The 2051-nt window shown below is 50.5% G+C and carries 1 protein-coding gene; it reads left to right on the top strand.

Annotation, left to right across the window (positions count from 1 at the left end):
• Window positions 1-318 precede the first annotated feature (318 nt).
• Window positions 319-1914 carry an L-aspartate oxidase gene (gene nadB / locus H6A34_RS14210; protein ID WP_205106048.1) on the top strand — a complete coding sequence of 532 codons (1596 nt, stop codon included), beginning with the start codon at window positions 319-321 and terminating at the stop codon, window positions 1912-1914.
• Window positions 1915-2051 lie beyond the last annotated feature (137 nt).

Raw genomic sequence — 2051 nt, 5'->3', positions numbered from 1 at the left:
GCTACCACGATGATACCGGCATAATTCAACCAAGAAGCACGGTGACGGAATATTTTGTCCATGATTTTGCGTGCAAAGTTAGTCATTTTATCAGTAAAATTCATGTTTATGAGGTTTAAAGAAACCTTTTATACATCAAAAAAGGCCATAAGCGTGTTCTCTATCGGAAATTCTTTGTACTTTTGCAGGCAAAATCCAACCGACATAAGGCAAGCCGGCCTGTCGCAAACCTACAAGAACATGCCGTTCGTCAGGCGACAAAGACTAATATCCTTGTCCGCTTGTCAACAGCCTGAATGCCGCATAAAAACTGTTATTATGGTTTATAAATATGACTTTCTGATTATCGGCGGAGGCGTAGCCGGTATGAGTTATGCCCTGAAAATAGCACGGGCACGCAAGGGAAAAGTATGTATCATCTGCAAAACCACGCTCGACGAGGCCAACACCGCGAAGGCTCAAGGCGGCATTGCGTCGGTTACTAACCTCGCTGTTGACAACTTCGAAAAGCACATCGAGGACACGATGATAGCCGGAGACTACATCAGTGACCGCAAGGCTGTTGAACAAGTGGTGCGCAACGCGCCGTCACAGATACGCGAACTGGTACAATGGGGCGTTAATTTCGACAAGAAAGAGAATGGCGAATACGACCTTCACCGTGAAGGCGGACACTCAGAGTTCCGCATACTGCACCACGCCGACGATACCGGAGCCGAAATACAGCGTGGCCTTATGGTGGCAGTAAGGAACAATCCGGACATCGAAATCAAGGAAAACCACTTCGCCGTGGAAATCATTACGCAGCATCATCTCGGCAAAGAGGTAACCCGCCGCACTCCGGATATTGAGTGTTACGGCGCCTATGTGCTCAATCCCGATACGCAGAAGGTCGACACTTACCTGAGCAAAGTTACCCTGATGTGCACAGGCGGGTGTGGCGCTGTATATCAGATAACCACAAACCCCATCATCGCAACGGGCGACGGAGAGGCCATGGTGTACCGCGCGAAGGGCACGGTGCAGGACATGGAGTTCGTACAATTTCACCCGACAGCCCTCTACAACCCGGGAGAGACACATCCGGCATACCTCATCACCGAAGCCATGCGCGGCTACGGAGGCATTCTCAGGTTGCCTAACGGCGAATCGTTCATGGAGAAATACGACAAGCGTCTGTCCCTGGCGCCGCGCGATATAGTGGCCCGCGCCATCGACAAGGAGATGAAGATACACGGCCTTGACCACGTATGCCTTGACGTAACGCATAAAGATGCGGAGGAAACGAAGCACCATTTCCCCAACATTTACCACAAATGCCTTTCCATCGGCATTGACATTACCAAGGAATACATACCCGTACGCCCGGCGGCCCACTACATGTGCGGCGGCATAAAGGTTGACCTTAACGGCGAATCGTCAATCCACCGCCTTTACGCAATCGGCGAATGCTCTTGCACGGGACTGCACGGTGGCAACCGTCTGGCCAGCAACTCGCTCATCGAAGCTGTTGTTTACGCCGACGCGGCGGCACGACATTGCCTGGCGCACGTTGACGAATACGAGTTCAACGACCGTGTGCCGGAGTGGAACGACGAAGGAACGATGACCAATGAGGAGAAGGTTCTCATCACGCAAAGCGTCAAAGAGGTTGGCCAGGTGATGAGCAACTACGTGGGAATCGTGCGCAGCGACCTGCGCCTGAAGCGTGCATGGGACCGCCTCGACCTGCTTTACGAAGAGACGGAGGCCCTCTTCAAGCGCGTAAAGGCAAGCCGCGACATATGCGAACTGCGTAACATGATTAACGTAGGCTACCTCATCACGCGCCAGGCAATCGAACGCAAGGAGTGCCGCGGACTGCATTACACGATTGATTATCCGCTCCACGCGTACGATAAAAGTAATTCATAATTCATAAATTCAAAATTCATAATTGGGTTGGATGTCTTTTTTAGTGTTGAGAATACTCATCAACCCAATTATGAATTTTGAATTTATGAATTATGAATTAAAAAGTTCTTTCTGTCCTCAACGATGTCGGTTATGTT

It is taken from the genome of Marseilla massiliensis (assembly GCF_016899855.1).
Lineage (GTDB): Bacteria > Bacteroidota > Bacteroidia > Bacteroidales > Bacteroidaceae > Prevotella.
Note: the sequence above shows the minus strand (reverse complement) of the source record. Positions and strands in the feature narration are given on the sequence as shown.

Bases quoted from the DNA above. Each gene is read 5' to 3' on its own strand.
- nadB (WP_205106048.1), top strand. From the start codon at position 319: ATGGTTTATAAATATGACTTTCTGATTATCGGCGGAGGCGTAGCCGGT.